Annotated in this window: 18 protein-coding genes and 1 pseudogene; 15 read left to right on the plus strand and 4 right to left on the minus strand. The window is 49.3% G+C overall.

Annotated features, from left to right (window positions below; all coding sequences use genetic code 11):
* Positions 1–108: 108 nt before the first annotated feature.
* The gene (locus HV261_RS15175; protein ID WP_001198019.1) at positions 109–1,047 is read right to left on the minus strand and encodes a cation diffusion facilitator family transporter; all 939 of its coding nucleotides are present in this window, start codon (positions 1,045–1,047) and stop codon (positions 109–111) included.
* Positions 1,048–1,742: 695 nt separating this feature from the next.
* Between HV261_RS15175 and HV261_RS15180 the strand changes: the two genes are divergently transcribed.
* On the plus strand, positions 1,743–2,357 hold the full coding sequence (locus HV261_RS15180; protein ID WP_049003478.1) for a recombinase family protein: 615 nt from the start codon (positions 1,743–1,745) through the stop codon (positions 2,355–2,357).
* A 195-nt stretch (positions 2,358–2,552) separates the two neighbouring features.
* Here the strand turns inward: HV261_RS15180 and HV261_RS15185 are convergent, their stop codons facing one another.
* Positions 2,553–3,293: a GIY-YIG nuclease family protein gene (locus HV261_RS15185; RefSeq protein WP_049003480.1), complete on the minus strand. Its 741-nt coding sequence runs from the start codon at positions 3,291–3,293 to the stop codon at positions 2,553–2,555.
* A 652-nt stretch (positions 3,294–3,945) separates the two neighbouring features.
* Positions 3,946–4,668 carry a YagK/YfjJ domain-containing protein gene (locus HV261_RS15190; protein WP_137348489.1) on the minus strand — a complete coding sequence of 241 codons (723 nt, stop codon included), beginning with the start codon at positions 4,666–4,668 and terminating at the stop codon, positions 3,946–3,948.
* A 418-nt stretch (positions 4,669–5,086) separates the two neighbouring features.
* Here HV261_RS15190 and HV261_RS15195 point away from each other — a divergent pair.
* The 3 genes and pseudogenes from HV261_RS15195 to add form a co-directional block, all read left to right on the plus strand.
* A pseudogene (locus HV261_RS15195) lies at positions 5,087–5,554 on the plus strand (glucose PTS transporter subunit EIIB); the annotation flags it as partial.
* A 10-nt stretch (positions 5,555–5,564) separates the two neighbouring features.
* On the plus strand, positions 5,565–6,737 hold the full coding sequence (locus HV261_RS15200) for a MalY/PatB family protein (protein ID WP_202038714.1): 1,173 nt from the start codon (positions 5,565–5,567) through the stop codon (positions 6,735–6,737).
* 100 nt (positions 6,738–6,837) lie between these two features.
* The gene (add, locus tag HV261_RS15205; RefSeq protein WP_202038715.1) at positions 6,838–7,839 is read left to right on the plus strand and encodes an adenosine deaminase; all 1,002 of its coding nucleotides are present in this window, start codon (positions 6,838–6,840) and stop codon (positions 7,837–7,839) included.
* Positions 7,840–7,916: 77 nt separating this feature from the next.
* Here the strand turns inward: add and HV261_RS15210 are convergent, their stop codons facing one another.
* Positions 7,917–8,957 carry an oxidoreductase gene (locus HV261_RS15210; RefSeq protein ID WP_048211743.1) on the minus strand — a complete coding sequence of 347 codons (1,041 nt, stop codon included), beginning with the start codon at positions 8,955–8,957 and terminating at the stop codon, positions 7,917–7,919.
* Positions 8,958–9,197: 240 nt separating this feature from the next.
* Between HV261_RS15210 and blr the strand changes: the two genes are divergently transcribed.
* The 11 genes from blr to dtpA all read left to right on the plus strand — a co-directional run bounded on the left by blr (position 9,198) and on the right by dtpA (position 18,750).
* A complete protein-coding gene (gene blr, locus HV261_RS15215; protein ID WP_040233850.1) occupies positions 9,198–9,323 on the plus strand; it encodes a division septum protein Blr in 126 nt (41 codons plus the stop codon).
* A 297-nt stretch (positions 9,324–9,620) separates the two neighbouring features.
* Positions 9,621–9,836 (plus strand): transcription modulator YdgT, encoded by a 216-nt coding sequence (ydgT, locus tag HV261_RS15220; RefSeq protein ID WP_003832804.1) that lies wholly within the window; start codon positions 9,621–9,623, stop codon positions 9,834–9,836.
* Between the two features lie 91 nt (positions 9,837–9,927).
* Complete coding sequence (locus HV261_RS15225) at positions 9,928–10,368, plus strand: DUF2569 domain-containing protein (RefSeq protein WP_116361209.1); 441 nt, start codon at positions 9,928–9,930, stop codon at positions 10,366–10,368.
* Positions 10,369–10,444: 76 nt separating this feature from the next.
* Positions 10,445–11,026, plus strand: coding sequence for an electron transport complex subunit RsxA (gene rsxA, locus HV261_RS15230; RefSeq protein ID WP_005121199.1), 582 nt, complete (start codon positions 10,445–10,447; stop codon positions 11,024–11,026).
* A complete protein-coding gene (gene rsxB, locus HV261_RS15235; protein ID WP_005121200.1) occupies positions 11,026–11,604 on the plus strand; it encodes an electron transport complex subunit RsxB in 579 nt (192 codons plus the stop codon). The genes rsxA and rsxB overlap by 1 nt, the downstream gene beginning before the upstream one ends.
* On the plus strand, positions 11,597–13,621 hold the full coding sequence (gene rsxC, locus HV261_RS15240) for an electron transport complex subunit RsxC (protein ID WP_202038716.1): 2,025 nt from the start codon (positions 11,597–11,599) through the stop codon (positions 13,619–13,621). The genes rsxB and rsxC overlap by 8 nt, the downstream gene beginning before the upstream one ends.
* Positions 13,622–14,674: an electron transport complex subunit RsxD gene (gene rsxD / locus HV261_RS15245; RefSeq protein ID WP_202038717.1), complete on the plus strand. Its 1,053-nt coding sequence runs from the start codon at positions 13,622–13,624 to the stop codon at positions 14,672–14,674.
* Between the two features lie 9 nt (positions 14,675–14,683).
* On the plus strand, positions 14,684–15,304 hold the full coding sequence (gene rsxG / locus HV261_RS15250) for an electron transport complex subunit RsxG (RefSeq protein WP_202038718.1): 621 nt from the start codon (positions 14,684–14,686) through the stop codon (positions 15,302–15,304).
* A 2-nt stretch (positions 15,305–15,306) separates the two neighbouring features.
* Entirely contained in the window at positions 15,307–15,999 is a 693-nt protein-coding gene (gene rsxE, locus HV261_RS15255) for an electron transport complex subunit E (protein ID WP_048211748.1), read from the plus strand.
* The gene (nth, locus tag HV261_RS15260) at positions 15,999–16,634 is read left to right on the plus strand and encodes an endonuclease III (protein WP_202038719.1); all 636 of its coding nucleotides are present in this window, start codon (positions 15,999–16,001) and stop codon (positions 16,632–16,634) included. The genes rsxE and nth overlap by 1 nt, the downstream gene beginning before the upstream one ends.
* A 610-nt stretch (positions 16,635–17,244) precedes the next feature.
* Positions 17,245–18,750, plus strand: coding sequence for a dipeptide/tripeptide permease DtpA (gene dtpA, locus HV261_RS15265; protein ID WP_202038720.1), 1,506 nt, complete (start codon positions 17,245–17,247; stop codon positions 18,748–18,750).
* Positions 18,751–18,814 lie beyond the last annotated feature (64 nt).

The raw sequence follows: 18,814 nt of genomic DNA on the forward strand, positions 1-18,814 counted from the left end.
CATATTGTTTACTCTCGTTTTCACAGTCAGAAGGGGTAATATTGCGCAAAAAAATAATCCCTTCCCAATCCTCTCAAAAAACAGCAGCATTCATATTATTTTTCAGGATTATTTGCCCCCGCAACCAGGACTATTATCACCTTTAAAATAAGGGTCAACATGTGTCATAACATTTAAAACATGATGATTATCTAAAACTGATTTCCTGGCCAAAACAGCAATGTCATGTCCTACTTTCACTGATAAATCACCATCAATTTCCAGATGAACATCAACCACAACAAGGTCCCCCATTTTTCTGGTCTTGAGGTCATGGATGCCTTCGACCCCAGGCGTGGACAATAATGTTGTTTTTATACTATTTTCAGTTTCAATATCCACGGCCCTGTCCATCAAGTCATGAAGCGAATCTGACATAAATGAATATCCCATTCTGGTCACAATCAGTCCCACAACCAGTGCAGCTACCGGATCAAGCAATTTAAACCCTGATAAACTACCAATAATACCAATAGCCACCACCAAAGATGAGGCGGCATCAGAGCGGGCATGCCAGGCATTGGCAACCAGCATAGTGGATTTTACTCGGGTTGCTACTGCCAGCATATAGCGAAAAAGAAGCTCTTTGATAACCAGTGCGGCTAAGGCCACCCACAGAGCAACAATATGTACCTGAGGAATATCATCTGGTTGTTGCATTTTATTTGCTGCTGACCATAACATCCCGATGCCAACAATGAATAAAATTGTCCCCAGAATTAATGATGCACCATTTTCATAACGATGATGCCCGTAGTGATGGTCATCATCGGGATTTTTTTTACTTTTATGATTAGCAATAAGCACCACAAAGTCTGAAACTAAATCAGACAGAGAATGGATACCATCCGCAATAAGCCCCTGAGATCCGGAAAATACGCCAGTAATCACTTGCCCGGATGTCAGAAAACAATTAACAAGCACACTAACCCATGTGCTTTTACGGGCCGCGAGGAAACGCTCATGAGAACTAATATCAATATCATCCGTAAGTTTGTTTACCTGCACCTGAAACTCCTAATAACAGCATCTACAGTTAATACTAAGCAGCCAATACTACCCGGCCAAGTTCAGTTTTGGTATATGAAATTTTGAGGTACTGTGGTGAAAATATAAAAATGGTGAGATTTATTCCTGTAAAGACCGCGCCATGGTGGCGATAACATCTATTTATCATAACGCCTGAACATTAATTTATTCTGAACAGAAGAGAGAAGAAAAGTTGACAGTTATCACAACTATACACTTACGCCCAGTGTGGATGGGTTCAACAAACTAAAATTGCAAACCCGATTAACTGAGGAATTGAGCGCTCTCGAAGAGGAGTTGCTTTCGGGTAGCTGTCAACCATTGCAAAATGGTAAACAACATCCTTTGGGTCCCCAACTGTGTGGCCACTGTAGTGACTGTGGTGGGTGATAGAACTGGTCACATTGATGCCAGACTTTTTCGTGCCGCATGTATGGCACACTGAATTTGATTAAGACCTGCTGAAATGAAACCGGAGTGCTTCAGCTACAGAAACTGACCAAATCGTATACCCCAAGCAAGATCTGAATACCATCCGAACAATATCTCTTTTAGGTATACCTGATAAAGACCATGATAAGAAGTCTCAATACAATCAAATTCAACCCTATTGACTACAAAACAATGTAATGTATCATATGGGTATTGATTTGATACTTAAAAGAGAATACATAATGAATGTCCGTATCTACTGCCGTGCATCTACCGAAGGCCAACATGCTGATCGTGCATTAGTTAGCCTGCGCGAATTTGCGCAAAGCAAAAACTGGCAAGTAGCCGGAGAATACATTGAGAATGCCAGCGGTGCGAAGCTGGAGCGTGTGGAACTAATGCATCTTCTTGAAGAAGCACAACCTGGCGATCTGCTTCTTATTGAAGCGATTGACCGTCTCAGTCGTCTTCAACATGAAGAATGGGCTGAACTCAAAGCTACGCTGAACAGTAAAGGGCTGGTTATTGTATCAATGGATTTGCCAACAAGCTGGCAGATGGTTGAAATGTCTGGTAGTGACCTAACCAGCGGCATTTTGAGAGCAGTTAATGCCATGCTGATCGATATCCTCGCGACAATGGCACGACAAGATTATGAAACCCGGCGTAAACGCCAGGCACAAGGGATCGCAAAAGCAAAACAGGCAGGTTTGTATACGGGGAAAGAAAAAGATATGCAAGCCCGTGAAGTGGTTCGGGAAATGCTGGCACAGAACGTTAAACCAGCCCACATCATGAAAGCAGCAGATATCAGTCGCGCCACTTTTTACCGAATCAAGAAGGAGTTAGTAAGCTAATTATATTCGATTCTGACCGGATGAATGCGCAGACAGAACGTACTCGAATCTGACCATCCGTCCTGAGCGAAGAGGACGTTCGTTGTTTATTACTACCGGATCCACTTTGATAAAATCTGCGTATTTAATTGACAGCGAGCAGGCCAACCTGCGGAACGTTCAGGCTGATACGACTGTAAGAAGGAAAAAAATCTTTCATTTTAGCTTCATCATATTTTGTGTGAGCACCTCGAAAGGTACAACATCACCAATTGTGTAATTGAGTTGAAAATATTGCCTAAGCTCAACGCCCCCCATAATGCGGGGTGAACCAGACTGATTGGCAGTTCGGTTAATCATTGCCGTGATGGAAGACATGCCATCATGAAGAACAATCTTGATGTTCTCACCGTCTTTACCAAACTTTTGAGAACTTACTACCGGCACATTAAAGAATCCTCTTCGCCAGTACGTATCTGTCATGTTGAAAGTGAATTGTTTAATACTGCTATGTGTGATGATTTCAGCTTCAGTTGATATTACTTCCTCACTCTTCAGTTCTGGCCTCTGAATTCCATTCCATTCAGGGTTAATGGCACTAATGATGGAATCCTCAAGACCAGCAGCAAGATTTAAGTGAAATTGCCCGTAGTGCATAAGTCCCGAATCTGGAAGCACTAAGATATCAACGGCAACATTATTAGATAGCATCTCAATGATGTTAGCGTTATTTTTTATATTCGTAGATTGGGAAGGGCCTGGACGTGAATAATGGTACATCCTGTTACGTAGTAGACGAGTGGTTTTACCAACGTATTTTACCTCACCATCACAAACAAATGCATAGAGGTTGTTCTTAACATCTGTGAATCTGTCATCGAGATGGTACTTCAGGCTACCGTCTATAATCTGCCAGAATCCCACCTTGATAAAACCAATCTCAGTCAAACGATTCATGTTAGGGTTCCATATGGAATAGTAAAAGCATTATACATGCTGAACTCCTCACTGTAGCTTAACAAAATTTGATGTCAGTAATGTCCGCTCTTGACTCGGAGCGGAATGTCAAATTGGGTCCGGCTTTGTGACAAATGTTACCAACGGTGCAAATCTGAGCTAATACATTTTATTATTCGGTTCTGACCGTACAGTGATCATTGAACAAAACATTCTGCGGGTTGTGAATTCATAACACACTCACTACGTTCGTGTCCTTCGCTTCAAATGTTGAAGTAATACCCTGAATTACGAGCGAAGCGAGTTCCGTCAAGCGAAGCGAAGACGGATAGTTTACATTTGGTTAAAAACCAGCCCAAAAACTACATTTTTCTCTATATATAAAATATAATAATATAATTATGTAGTTTAGCTGTTAACACTCACTTCGTTCGTGTCCCTCGCTTCGCTCGGAATTTTGAAGTAATGTATACTTCTATAAGCAAAGCAATTATCATTCAGTAATCAAACACATGACCGAAGCAACAAGTTAATCATGTATTGATCATGCCCTCAAATGTCCTGAGTGCGATTCTAAGCGCTTTTCATGACATGGGTAATGCAATCGTATAACTTACAAAGAAAAACGCACTACGGGCTTCCTGTGCGATATTTACGAATCCAGTGCTTTACGACTCAACTTTGATGTTGAATACAAGCGCGTTCCCTTCCCTGTTTGCGACTTCCCGCGTTCTTTTGCCAGGTAAGAAAGCCAAAATATCGGACCTTCGAGTGATGAAGGATCGTCAAGATGAATGACGTAGTGATCGCGATAGTCCTTCGTAGCTTTAGACAAGTTTACCAGCGTTGCTTCACCACCTGTCAGTTTCATCCAGATCTCAGTAATAATACCAGCGATCCCTCTTTCTGGCGTTCCAAACCATCTTACCAGACGATGTGGAAGCGCAATCCAGCAATGGTAATGTGGCTGTAATGCCTTTTCCTGCTCGCAAACCCAACCGTAAGCAAAATCGATGATAGGTTTCGATAAGCCGTTATTCCCAGACTCCAGGCGGGCACGTAATCGTTTGAACAGTTTGCGTATGTATTTGTTACCCGCTTCAACAGAAGTCAACGCAGGGAGGTGAAGATCAAAACGGGTAAGGAACACTCGACTGTAGCGCTTCTGGATTGCTTTCAGTTCGTTGATTGTTGACATAAGTATGTCATGCCGAACACCAGAACCGATTCTGGTGTTAATACGGTATTCGTGGCCATCATGAACAAAGGAGTTGCCATTAATTGTTTTGTAACGTCCGTGTTCATGGTAGACGGTACGAAAACTTGTTGCCGATAAAACCGACGATTCGAATAGGGTTTGTGATTGTTGCATCATTGTTAAATTAACCTTTTTGTACTCAGAAAGAGATCACACCCCCTACATAGTTACTACCTAAAACCACGGTAAAACGATGGCATTTGCGATAGCGCAAAGCCGCCTTGCATCTGACGTTGGGGATGTTTTCGAGGAGAGAAATACTACGGAACAAAGTTTACGGAAATATTTATAATAACTCATTATCATATCAGAAGGAGTGAAAGGGGGCAACGGAAATCATGCCTTGATAAAAGAGGGATGATGATAGTGTGGGGTGTTGGTAACAACGGAGAAATTCAAAGGGATTTACAATCTTGTCTTTGGCTTCCTTCCGGCATACACAGTTGAGTGGGAGCTGTAATTTTCAACATTGCAGTAACCTGATTGTTCACAGTGTACATCGGCAAATATCAATTATACCCATTACACTTCAGTGAACACAGACGGTAACCTGATTGACTTCGTGGTGTTCGGTATCCTGCACGGATTGTCCACCAAGTGGTACCTGGTCCCTGTTGTCGCGGCCATCTGGTTTGCGGTGTACTACGTTATCTTCCGCTTCGCGATCACCCGCTTTAATCTGAAGACACCGGGCCGTGATGTCGAAGTTGCCAGCAATATAGAGAAAGTGATGGCAGGCACCCCCGGTAAATCTGGCTACAATGTCCCGGCAATTCTGGCGGCACTGGGTGGCGCAGAGAATATCGTTAGTCTGGACAACTGCATTACGCGTTTGCGTTTGTCGGTCAAAGATATGTCACGCGTCAATGTCCAGGCACTGAAAGACAACCGGGCCATTGGCGTGGTACAGCTCAATCAGCATAACCTTCAGGTCGTTATTGGCCCGCAGGTCCAGTCAGTGAAAGACGAAATCGCGGTTCTGATGAATACAGTACAGGCGTGAGGACAACGACATGTTTGATTTTTCAAAGGTTGTGAACAGGCAGGGAACATGGTGCACCCAGTGGGATTATGTCGCTGACCGTTTTGGCACTGCCGATCTGCTGCCGTTCACCATCTCTGATATGGATTTTGCTACGGCCCCTTGCATTTTGGAGGCGCTGACCCAGCGCCTGTCACACGGTGTATTAGGATACAGCCGCTGGAAAAATGACGAATTTCTGGCGGCCATTAGCCACTGGTTTCAAACTCGTCACCATACCCGGATCGACACTCAATCGCTGGTATATGGCCCCTCAGTTATCTATATGGTCTCTGAACTCATACGTCAGTGGTCGTCTGTTGGCGACGCGGTCGTTGTCCATACGCCAGCTTACGATGCATTCTACAAGGCTATCGAAGGCAACCAGCGCACAGTGCTCCCCGTCGCTCTGGAAAAGCGGAGCGACGGTTGGTATTGCGACATGGCAAAGCTGGAGGCAGCTCTTTCACGACCCGAGAGTAAAATTCTTCTGCTGTGCAGCCCACAAAATCCAACGGGCAAAGTGTGGACGCGCGAGGAACTGGAAACCATGGCTGACTTATGCCAGCGATATGGTGTCAACGTCATTTCCGATGAAATCCATATGGATATGGTTTGGGGAGACCAACCGCATATCCCGTGGATCAATGTTGCACGCGGTGACTGGGCGCTACTCACCTCCGGCTCCAAGAGTTTCAATATCCCGGCATTAACCGGCGCGTATGGGATCATCGAAGACGCTAATAGCCGCAACAATTATCTCAGTGTGCTAAAGGGACGCGACGGACTGTCTTCTCCTGCGGTGCTGGCACTCACCGCACATATTGCCGCCTATCAGCAAGGTGAGCGCTGGTTGGATGCCTTACGAGATTATCTTGCCGGCAACCTGCATTACGTTGCTGATGAACTTAATACCGCATTCCCTGAACTTAACTGGCAGATCCCACAATCCACCTATCTGGCCTGGATAGACTTACGTCCGCTCAAGGTTGATGACCAGGCGTTACAAAATGCGCTTATCCACCAGCAAAAAGTGGCGATCATGCCGGGATCGACTTACGGAGAGGAAGGGTGCGGTTTTGTACGCCTGAATACCGGATGCCCCCGTTCAAAACTTGAGAAAGGCGTTCAGGGATTAATTAACGCCCTGCGCTCTCTGCGCTAACTAAAGTTGCGCAATGAAATTAATCATTGCGCAACATAGCTTTTTATCCCGATTTATTCTTATAATACTGCGCACTTTACCTAAAAACATGAGTGCGACCATGATTGATACTTCCCTTCCATTAACCGACGTCCATCGCCACCTTGATGGGAACATCCGTGCCCAAACGATCCTGGATCTTGGTCGTCAGTTTAATTTAACGCTTCCTGCTCAAACACTTGAAACGCTGATCCCTCACGTGCAGGTAACATCGACTGAGCCTGATTTGGTCAGTTTTTTGTCAAAGCTTGACTGGGGTGTGAAAGTGCTGGCATCGCTGGATGCCTGTCGTCGCGTCGCATTTGAAAATATTGAGGATGCCGCCCGTAATGGTCTGCATTACGTTGAACTACGCTTTTCTCCAGGCTACATGGCTATGGCGCATCAACTCCCCGTTGCAGGTGTGGTTGAAGCCGTTATTGCCGGCGTACGCGAGGGCTGTAAGGCTTTCGGCGTTGAAGCCCGTTTAATAGGTATCATGAGCCGTACCTTCGGCGAAGCAGCCTGTCTGCAGGAACTGGATGCACTGTTAGCGCACCGTGATCACATCACGGCACTGGATTTGGCCGGCGATGAACTCGGTTTCCCGGGGAGTTTGTTCCTGTCCCATTTCAACCGTGCGCGCGACGCAGGTTGGCATATCACGGTTCATGCAGGTGAAGCGGCAGGCCCGGAAAGCATCTGGCAAGCTATCAGAGAACTGGGAGCAGAGCGTATTGGCCACGGCGTAAAAGCCGTCGAAGATCGCGCCCTGATGGATTTTCTCGCCGAGCAGCGTATCGGCATTGAATCCTGCCTGACATCGAATATTCAAACCAGTACCGTCGCCTCACTGACGACGCATCCGCTGAAAACATTCCTTGAGCACGGAGTGCTGGCGAGTCTGAATACGGACGATCCGGCGGTTCAGGGCGTGGATATTATTCACGAATACACCGTAGCCGCTCCGGCTGCAGGATTGACGCGTGAACAGATTCGCCAGGCGCAAATCAATGGTCTGGAAATGGCGTTTCTGAGCAATGTAGAGAAACAAGCACTGCGTGAGAAAGTCGCCGCAGCGTAGTGGTTTTATTGCCGGATGGCGCTAACGCTTATCCGGCCTACGTTACAATGTAGACCGGATAAGATGCCTGGACATTATCAGGCAAGGCACAGCGTCGATCGGTGTTTCGCTGATTCAATGCCCAGCTCAATCAGTTCCATGATTTGAATGGCTTGTCTGGCTGGAACCGGGTTCTCGCCATTACCATTCAGCGCATCACGGATACCCGCATAGTACGCCGGATAATTGCCTGGCACGGTTAACCAGGTTTCTTCCACCTGCTCATCACCTTCCATGCGTGTCAGTACACCATCACGCATGTCATAACCCCAGTCTTCCTGCGGCAGGCGCTCACCATTTTTAAGCCGTTCCTCTTGTGGGTCCAGACCATACTTCACATAGCTGCCACGCGATCCGTGAACGATATAACGAGCAGACTCAGCGGCTGCCAGCATCGTTCCGTGCAGAATCACCCGACGCTGCGGATACGTCAGGATGGCATGGAAGTAATCTGTCGACTGCGCCCCCGGGCGGAGCTGTGCCAGATCGACCGTCAGACTCACGGGTAAGCCAAACAGGTTAATTGCCTGATCTAAAAGATGCGGCGCTAAGTCATACCAGATACCACTTCCCGGGCCACCCTGTTCACGCCAGCGGTCACGGACCTGCGGACGGAAGCGATCGAAATGAGATTCAAAATAAGCCACCTCACCCAACGCGCCATCCGCCAGCAAGGCTTTCAGCGTCAGAAAATCGCTGTCCCAGCGACGGTTATGGAAGACAGAAAGCAGGCGACCTACGCTTCTGGCCAGCGCATCCAGCTCGCGTGCTTGTGACAGTGTCACAGTAAAAGGTTTATCAACAACCACGTGCTTACCTGCTTCCAGCGCCGCTTTCGCCAGCGGGAAGTGTGTATCATTGGGTGTAGGGATCACAATCAGGTCGATACTCGGATCGTTAAACAGGTGTTTGGGCTCAGTAACAACTGCCACTGAAGGCCAGTCCGCCTTCACTTTTGTTTCATCACTACTGGACACCGCAACCAGTTCCAGACCCGGAGTGCCCACGATCAGGGGGGCATGGAAAGTTTTACTGGCATAACCGTAACCGATTAGCCCAACGCGGATGTTGTCACTCATGTTTTTGCCTCTCAATTCAGATCTGGCTATTTCACACCATAGACAGTAGCGCCACAATAGTTTAATAACCTTTGCGCTACAAAGGTTGTTGCTTAACTTAAGTCAAACATATGCCACTTAGAGTTAACTTGCCGCGAAAAAGTCATCGAAATCGTTCCCAATGCTCTTGCTGTATTATTTATTGATAAGTAACATTTGCTCCCTGTGTTTATGGATAAATCAAAGCAAATGTCGTCAGTAATGAATCGTCTTATTGAGTTAACAGGTTGGATTGTTCTCGTGGTCTCCGTGATCCTGTTGGGTGTTGCCAATCATATTGACAACTACCAACCACCGGAACCCGTCGCTGCAGTACAGAAAAAATAAATATACGCAGCCCGTTATAACCTGGCAGTTAACTCCGCGATGGTTGCTGGGTAAGGCTGTAAAAGATCAGTTTTTATCAAAAAAAAGCGAATTATGCCGCATCCCGCTCCAGCGCGTATTGCCTGCGATCGTGAAGCGCGTTACCCTTTCCACAGGCGCGAATAGCGCCTGGTTTCCCACAGGGTTGAAAACTCTTCTTACATTTGCGCGCAAGTTCGCGTTTACCTGTACAACGTTGGTTGTTTTTTAATATTTACTACTCCGTTAGTATTAATTTATTAATATGGATTGCCTTTTATGACTGTTCAGGATTACTTATTAAAATTCCGCAAAATCAGTTCGCTAGAAAGTCTGGAAAAATTGTTCGATCATCTTAACTACACACTGACTGACGATAGCGACATTATCAATATGTATCGCGCTGCAGACCACCGCCGTGCCGAGCTCATTTCGGGAGGCCGCCTGTTCGATGTCGGTCAGGTACCCAAATCCGTCTGGCATTACGTGCAATAAACAAGAAAGTAGCGCCTGGCGTTAAAAGCTTTATAATAATCGCCCCAAAATGAACGGCATGTCTGTTCGCGCGCGTAAACCTGGAGATGAAATGACTACAACACCGGCACAACGTATCGGAGGCTGGCTACTTGGGCCATTGGCCTGGCTGTTAGTCGCGTTGTTAAGTGCTTCGCTGGCGTTACTGCTGTATGTCACTGCGTTGGCTACACCGCAGACATTCCACACGCTGAGCGAGCAAAGCACGACGAATTTGCTGCTATGGGGCGTCTCCTTTATTACCGCTATCGCCATGTGGTACTACACGCTGTGGCTAACCATCGCGTTTTTCAAACGCAGAGTCTGTGTGCCAAAGCACTATATTATATGGCTGCTGATCTCCGTGTTGCTGGCGATTAAAGCGTTTGCATTCTCTCCTGTTCCGGATGCGTTTGCCGTACGTCAGCTGCTGTTCCCATTGTTGGCGGCTGCGCTGCTGGTGCCCTATTTCAAACGCTCGCAACGCGTTAAGACAACGTTTGTGAACCCGTAATAACCCTACAGTTAACCTGTTGTCGCCTGTTGTAGATTGTCAGATAATAGGCGGCTTTTTTATTTCAGGCCGAAAAATGACTGATTACCTGCTGCTGTTTGTCGGAACTGTACTGGTCAATAACTTTGTACTGGTCAAGTTTCTGGGCTTATGCCCCTTTATGGGCGTTTCCAAAAAACTGGAAACCGCAATGGGTATGGGCCTCGCCACGACCTTTGTAATGACGCTGGCATCCATTTGCGCATGGCTGATTGACACCTGGATCCTCATCCCGCTCGATCTCATCTACCTGCGCACGCTGGCCTTTATTCTGGTCATCGCCGTGGTGGTGCAATTTACCGAGATGGTTGTACGCAAAACCAGCCCTGCGTTGTATCGCCTGCTGGGGATCTTCTTACCGCTGATCACCACTAACTGCGCGGTATTAGGTGTAGCGTTGCTGAACATCAACCTCGGGCACAATTTTTTACAGTCGGCGCTGTACGGTTTTTCCGCCGCCGTCGGCTTCTCACTGGTGATGGTTCTGTTCGCCGCAATTCGCGAACGCCTCGCCGTGGCAGACGTTCCTGCCCCGTTCCGCGGTAATGCGATTGCGCTGATTACCGCTGGTTTAATGTCTTTGGCCTTTATGGGCTTTAGTGGTTTGGTGAAGTTGTAATGAATGCTATCTGGATTGCCGTTGCCGCAGTGAGTCTGCTGGGTCTGGCGTTCGGCGCTATTTTGGGTTATGCCTCTCGTCGATTTGCCGTCGAGGATGACCCGGTCGTGGAGAAAATTGATGAAATTCTCCCGCAAAGCCAGTGTGGACAGTGCGGTTACCCGGGCTGCCGTCCTTATGCTGAAGCGATTGGCTGTCAGGGCGAAAAAATCAACCGTTGCGCCCCTGGTGGCGAAGCGGTGATGCTAAAAATTGCGACCCTGTTGAACGTCGATCCGCAACCTATTGATGGTGATGAGCAGGATGCTACCCCCGTTCGTATGCTGGCGGTCATTGATGAAAATAACTGTATCGGCTGCACGAAATGTATTCAGGCCTGCCCGGTCGATGCCATCGTGGGCGCGACGCGTGCCATGCACACGGTGATGAGCGATCTGTGCACCGGATGCAATTTGTGCGTTGATCCGTGTCCGACCCAATGTATCGAATTACGCCCGGTCGCCGAGACACCTGACAGCTGGAAGTGGGATTTAAACACTATTCCTGTGCGCATCATTCCTGTGGAACAACATGCTTAAGTTATTCTCCGCATTCAGAAAAAATAAAATCTGGGACTTTGATGGCGGCATTCACCCACCAGAAATGAAGACCCAGTCTAACGGGACACCGCTGCGGCAGGTTCCGCTGGCTCCGCGCTTTATTATTCCGTTGAAGCAGCATATTGGCGCTGAAGGTGAACTGTGTGTCAATGTGGGCGATACCGTGCTGCGTGGTCAGGCGCTAACCCGTGGGCGCGGCAGAATGCTGCCCGTGCACGCCCCAACCTCCGGCACCGTTGTTGCCATTGCCCCGCACTCCACCGCGCATCCTTCGGCTTTAGCTGAACTTAGCGTCATCATTGATGCGGACGGTGAAGATCGCTGGATTGAGCGTGACGGTTGGGCAAATTATCGTGCCCACAGCCGCGAGGAGCTCATAGCCCGTATTCACCAATTCGGTGTTGCCGGACTCGGCGGCGCCGGTTTTCCAACTGGCGTCAAATTGCAAGGTGGCGGTGATAAAATTGAAACACTGATCATCAACGCCGCTGAATGTGAACCCTACATCACCGCCGATGACCGCTTAATGCAAGATTGCGCGGCTCAGGTAGTCGAAGGTATCCGCATACTCGCTCATATTCTTCAACCGCGTGAAGTCCTGCTGGGCATTGAAGATAACAAACCACAAGCCATCTCCATGCTGCGCGCTGTGTTGGCTGATTCTCACGATATCAGCTTACGTGTCATCCCCACCAAATACCCGTCAGGCGGCGCCAAGCAACTGACGCAAATCCTGACCGGGAAGCAGGTGCCTCACGGTGGACGTTCCTCCGATATCGGGGTGCTGATGCAAAACGTGGGGACTGCCTATGCTGTCAAGCGGGCCGTTATTGACGGCGAGCCAATCACCGAGCGAGTGGTCACGCTAACGGGCGAAGCAGTCAGCCGCCCGGGCAACGTTTGGGCGCGATTGGGTACACCTGTTCGTCACCTGCTTAACGATGCAGGTTTCTGTCCTTCTGCTGACCAGATGGTGATCATGGGCGGTCCGCTGATGGGCTTTACCCTGCCCTGGCTGGATGTTCCCATCGTGAAGATCAGCAACTGCCTGCTTACGCCCTCTGCCAGTGAAATGGGTGAACCGCAGGAAGAAAAAGGCTGTATTCGCTGTAGCGCCTGTGCCGATGCCTGCCCTGCCGATCTTCTGCCGCAGCAACTTTACTGGTTCAGTAAAGGCCAGCAGCATGATAAAGCGACAACCCACAACATTGCTGACTGCATTGAATGCGGGGCATGTGCATGGGTATGTCCAAGCAATATCCCGCTGGTACAGTACTTCCGCCAGGAAAAGGCGGAGATTTACGCCATCAGTCAGGAAGAAAAACGTGCTGCAGAAGCAAAAGCCCGCTTTGAGGCCCGACAAGCCCGACTTGAGCGTGAAAAAGCGGCACGTCTTGAACGGCATAAAAGCGCAGCTGTACAACCTGCAGCGAAAGATCATGATGCCATCGCTGCGGCACTGGCTCGCGTGAAAGAGAAACAGGCTCAGGCTATGCAGCCGGTTGTCATCCAGGCGGGTGAAAAACCTGATAACAGCGCAGTGATTGCCGCACGTGAAGCGCGAAAAGCGCAGGCCCGCGCCGCACGCAGTGAAAATCCGTCAAAAGATGAGAACAGCAGCGCGGGGACGGACCCACGCAAAGCCGCCGTCGAAGCTGCGATTGCCCGCGCCAAAGCCCGCAAACTTGAGCAACAAGCCGCCACGGAACCCGCCGAGCCGGTTGACCCGCGCAAAGCCGCCGTCGAAGCCGCAATTGCCCGCGCCAAAGCCCGCAAGCTTGAGCAACAAGCCACCACGGAACCCGCCGAGCCGGTTGACCCGCGCAAAGCTGCCGTCGAAGCCGCAATTGCCCGCGCCAAAGCCCGCAAGCTTGAGCAACAAGCCGCCACGGAATCTGTCGAACCGGTTGACTCGCGCAAAGCGGCCGTTGCCGCCGCTATTGCACGCGCTCAGGCCAAGAAAGCCGCACAGCAGCAGGTTGTAAACGAGGAATAAATGGTATTCAGAATAGCTAGCTCCCCTTATACCCATAACCAGCGTCAGACATCGCGTATCATGATGCTGGTTCTGATTGCTGCATTACCAGGGATTGCCGCTCAATGGTGGTTCTTCGGCTGGGGTACATTGTTCCAGATAGCACTGGCATCGGTCAGTGCCATCGCCGCCGAAGCGGGCGTGCTTAAATTACGTAAACAGCCCGTTGCCGCGATCCTGAAAGACAACTCCGCCCTGCTTACAGGGTTGCTGCTTGCCGTCAGTATTCCCCCTCTGGCTCCGTGGTGGATGGTGATCCTGGGTACCGTCTTCGCCGTTATCATTACCAAGCAACTGTATGGCGGTCTTGGGCAGAATCCATTTAACCCGGCAATGATTGGTTATGTCGTGCTGTTGATCTCATTCCCGGTGCAGATGACAAGCTGGCTGCCACCGCATGAAATTGCCGCTACGGTGCCCGGATTTTTTGATGCTTTAAACGTTATCTTTAGCGGACATACCGCTGGCGGCGGCGATATGAACACGCTACGCATGGGCATCGATGGTATTAGTCAGGCAACACCGCTGGACACCTTTAAGACCTCCCTGCACGCGGGACACACTGTTGAACAGGTGATGCAGTATCCGATTTACAGCGGCATGCTCGCGGGCGCAGGCTGGCAGTGGGTAAACCTTGCCTGGCTGGCGGGTGGTATCATACTGTTATGGCAGAAAGCGATTCGCTGGCATATCCCGGTTAGTTTTCTGCTGTCACTTGCCGTTTGTTCAACGTTAGGCTGGTTTTTCTCTCCGGCGTCGCTGGCATCACCGCAGTTGCATCTGCTTTCCGGCGCCACCATGCTGGGCGCATTCTTTATTCTTACCGATCCCGTTACGGCATCAACAACCAACCGGGGTCGCCTGATTTTTGGCGCGCTTGCGGGTCTGTTGGTCTGGCTGATTCGTAGTTTTGGTGGATATCCTGATGGCGTGGCCTTTGCCGTGTTACTGGCAAATATCACCGTTCCACTGATTGATTATTACACCCGTCCTCGTGTGTACGGACATCGCTAAGGACAACATATGCTGAAAACGATTCGTAAACACGGCATCACTCTGGCACTGTTTGCCGCGGGCTCTACAGGGTTAACGGCGGCGATTAATCAGTTAACCAAGTCTACCATTGATGAGCAAGCGGCCCTGCAGCAAAAGGCGTTGTTTGATCAGGTACTGCCTGGCGATCGCTACAATAACAATCTGCCAGAAAGTTGCTATCTGGTGAATGCTCAGGCATTAGGCAAAGGTACACATCGTGTCTATATTGCTCGCCAGGACGACCGTCCGGTTGCGGCAATTCTGGAGGCCACGGCCCCCGATGGTTATTCCGGTGCAATTCAACTGCTGGTTGGTGTAGATTTCACGGGTACCGTGTTGGGTACACGGGTTACCGAACACCATGAAACGCCGGGGCTGGGCGATAAAATCGAACTGCGCCTGTCCGACTGGATCACCCATTTTAGCGGCAAAACAATTTCTGCGGATAACGACTCTCACTGGGCGGTGAAAAAAGATGGCGGCGACTTTGACCAGTTTACCGGCGCGACCATTACGCCCCGGGCAGTGGTTAATGCTGTGAAACGTGCAGGCCTGTTTGCGCAGACGCTGCCTGCGCAACTTCCTCAACTTAGCGCCTGTGGAGAATAACCATGAGCGAAATTAAAGACGTCATTGTTCAGGGGCTTTGGAAAAATAACTCCGCCCTTGTCCAGCTACTCGGTATGTGCCCGTTGCTGGCCGTTACCTCTACCGCAACCAATGCGTTAGGTCTGGGGCTTGCGACTACGCTGGTGTTGACCCTGACAAACCTGACTATTTCAGCGCTGCGCCGCTGGACACCGCCCGAAATCCGTATTCCCATTTATGTCATGATCATCGCCTCCGTAGTAAGTGCGGTACAAATGCTTATCAATGCCTACGCCTTTGGCCTGTATCAATCACTGGGTATCTTTATCCCCTTGATTGTGACCAACTGCATTGTTGTGGGCCGTGCTGAAGCCTTTGCCGCGAAAAAGGGCCCTGCTTTATCCGCGCTCGATGGTTTTTCTATTGGCATGGGGGCGACCGGCGCCATGTTTGTTCTCGGATCGCTGCGTGAAATAATAGGTAACGGTACATTGTTCGACGGCGCAGACGGGCTGCTGGGCAATTGGGCCAAAGTCCTGCGCGTGGAGATCTTCCATACTGACACACCATTTCTGCTGGCCATGCTACCGCCGGGTGCATTCATTGGCCTGGGGCTGATGCTGGCGGTTAAATATCTGATTGATGAAAAGATGAAGAAGCGCCGTGCCGAGGCCGCAATGGCAGCAGACCCGGCGGGTGAAACAGGGAATGTGTAATGAACAAAACGAAACGGCTGGAAATACTGACACGCCTGCGTGATAACAATCCGCATCCGACAACCGAACTTAATTTTACATCACCGTTTGAACTGCTGATTTCGGTCTTGCTCTCCGCGCAGGCCACCGATGTCAGCGTCAATAAAGCGACGGCTAAGCTATACCCCGTCGCCAATACCCCTGCAGCCATGCTCGAGCTCGGTGTTGAGGGGGTTAAGTCGTATATCAAGACGATTGGTCTGTTCAACAGTAAAGCAGAGAACGTGATTAAGACCTGTCGTATCCTGCTGGAGCAGCATAATGGCGAAGTACCCGAAGACAGGGAGGCACTGGAAGCGCTGCCCGGCGTTGGTCGTAAAACGGCCAATGTGGTATTGAATACCGCCTTCGGCTGGCCAACGATTGCCGTAGATACCCATATTTTTCGGGTCTGTAATCGTACACAATTCGCCCCAGGTAAAAACGTCGAACAGGTCGAAGAGAAGCTGCTGAAAGTTGTCCCCAGTGAATTTAAAGTCGATTGTCACCACTGGTTAATTCTTCATGGTCGCTACACCTGCATAGCCAGAAAACCACGCTGCGGCTCCTGTATTATCGAAGATCTGTGCGAATTCAAAGAAAAAGTCGATATCTGACAGTATGGGCCATAACGTTGGCCCCTCTTGCATAACGATTAGTTATGCACTTCTCAATCGTTCATTTCCCGACAATGATGCCGTACCTTCCGGCATATCTAATGTAATATTCTTGTGAACTAACACCTGAGCAGGTTAATCGTTTTTTTAATAGTAGAAATTTCTATCCATCCGTGATCAAGATCACCCTGATAACATTATGTAAAATATTTATTATTTTGCAGTTAAAATGACAATCAGATGACCTGACGGGTTCGTTTCGATACAAAACATTACACTGGCTATTTTTCAGATAATGGACCATATCACTACCTTCAAGGCAAAATAGCAGAACATATCGCCACATTCCCATTTTAACCCCATCCTGACAGTGTAAAAATCTGCCATTCTTCAAATGAAGAAATTTAACGCTGGATAACATTTCTCAGCCCCGACGATTTCACCATCAGAGTTATATGTAACAGATTATTACAAACCCCTTGTCTGAATGGTCAAGATAGTGAACATTACTTGCCGTTTCCCCTCCCACTATAACAATCGGACGGATGAACTTGACTCATCACGTACCAGAACACCCCCGTTGATATGGGATGTAAAAAAAGAGGTAAAAGTGTCTACTGCAAACAATAAACCAACAGAAAGCGTCAGTTTAAACGCCTTCAAACAACCAAAAGCGTTCTATCTCATTTTCTCAATTGAGCTGTGGGAACGTTTTGGTTATTACGGCCTGCAAGGGATTATGGCCGTCTACCTGGTGAAGCAACTGGGTATGTCAGAAGCGGATTCCATCACTCTTTTCTCCTCCTTTAGCGCCCTGGTGTATGGCCTTGTTGCCATTGGTGGCTGGTTAGGTGATAAAGTTCTGGGCACAAAGCGTGTGATTATGTTGGGTGCCGTTGTCCTGGCCATCGGTTATGCACTGGTTGCATGGTCTGGTCATGATGCGGGTATCGTTTATATGGGTATGGCGGCCATCGCGGTCGGCAACGGCCTGTTTAAAGCAAACCCATCTTCCCTGCTTTCTACCTGCTATGCCAAAGATGACCCGCGTCTTGATGGTGCATTCACCATGTACTACATGTCCGTCAACATCGGTTCATTCTTCTCTATGCTGGCAACACCGTGGCTGGCAGCGCGTTACGGTTGGAGCACCGCGTTCGCCCTGAGCGTCGTGGGTATGCTGATTACCGTTGTTAACTTCGCCTTCTGCCAGCGCTGGGTTAAACAGTACGGTTCCAAACCTGACTTTGAACCTATCAACTTCCGCAACCTGCTGCTGACCATTGTTGGGGTTGTGGTGCTTATCGCTATCGCAACATGGCTGCTGCACAACCAGGGCATCGCACGTATGGTTCTGGGTGTTATCGCCATGGGTATCGTGGTTATCTTTGCGAAAGAAGCGTTCTCCATGCAGGGTGCTGCGCGTCGTAAGATGATCGTCGCCTTTATTCTGATGCTGGAAGCCATTATCTTCTTCGTGCTGTACAGCCAGATGCCGACGTCCCTGAACTTCTTTGCGATTCGTAACGTTGAACACTCTATTCTGGGTATTGCTTTCGAACCAGAACAGTATCAGGCACTGAACCCGTTCTGGATCATCATCGGTAGCCCAATTCTTGCCGCTATCTATAACAAGATGGGTGACACTCTGCCGATGCCGACCAAGTTCGCTATCGGTATGGTGCTGTGCTCCGGCGCATTCCTGATCCTGCCGCTGGGTGCGAAATTCGCGACCGATGCAGGTATCGTTTCGGTTAACTGGCTGATCATCTGCTACGGTCTGCAAAGTATCGGTGAGCTGATGATTTCTGGTCTGGGTCTGGCGATGGTGGCACAGTTGGTTCCACAGCGTCTGATGGGCTTCATCATGGGTAGCTGGTTCCTGACCACTGCCGGTGCAAACATCATCGGTGGTTACGTGGCTAACATGATGGCGGTTCCGGAGAATGTGACCGATCCGTTGATGTCCCTTGAAGTCTACGGTCGCGTGTTCCTGCAGATTGGTGTTGCTACCGCAGTTATCGCCGTACTGATGCTGCTGACGGCGCCGAAACTGAACCGCATGACGCAAGATGACGACGTCAGTGAGAAAGCCGCTAAGGCCGCAACAGCGTAATTCTCAGGGAAACTTAATTTCAGGCCGCTAACTGTTGTTAGCGGCTTTTTTTTTGCTCCAGGTA

The organism is Citrobacter sp. RHBSTW-00671 (assembly GCF_014103415.1).
Taxonomy (GTDB): Bacteria; Pseudomonadota; Gammaproteobacteria; order Enterobacterales; family Enterobacteriaceae; genus Citrobacter.